This is a genomic window from Ralstonia sp. VS2407, from assembly GCF_052950655.1.
The window spans coordinates 1-482 of record NZ_JBRFVG010000214.1 but is presented as its reverse complement, the minus strand read 5'-3'; the positions used below and the strand labels follow the sequence as shown (position 1 = coordinate 482).

At 64.1% G+C, this 482-nt stretch carries 2 pseudogenes; both read left to right on the top strand.

Annotation, left to right across the window (positions count from 1 at the left end):
* A pseudogene (locus ACU8YE_RS24685) lies at nt 1-249 on the top strand (cytochrome bc complex cytochrome b subunit); the annotation flags it as partial.
* A gap of 21 nt (nt 250-270) precedes the next feature.
* Nucleotides 271-482: pseudogene (locus tag ACU8YE_RS24680) on the top strand (cytochrome c1); the annotation flags it as partial.

Here is a 482-nt window from a genome sequence, read left to right as displayed (position 1 = left end):
TGGCTCGACCGCAGCCCGGTGAAGTCGATCCGCTACCGGCCGCTGTTCCACAAGGTGTTCCTCGGGATCTTCGTCGCGGCGTTCCTGACCCTCGCGTTCCTCGGCACGCGGCCGCCCTCGCCGGCGGCGACGCTGATCGCGCAGTTCTGCGCGTTGATCTACTTCGCGTTCTTCCTCGGCATGCCCGTCTGGACGCCGCTTGGCACGTTCAAGCAGCCGCCGGAGCGGGTGCGCTTCAAGCCCCATTAACGTGAGCGAGGAGAGAACGACATGAAGAAACTGCTTTCGACACTCGCGCTGATCGGGGCGACCGCCTGTGCGCTGCTGGCGGCGCCGGCCGTGCGGGCGGAGGGTAATTTTCCGCTCGACCGGGCGCCCGATAACACGGAAAATCTCGTTTCGCTTCAGCACGGCGCGCAATTGTTTGTAAGCTATTGCCTGAACTGCCACAGCGCGAACCTGATGCGCTACAACCGTCTGAC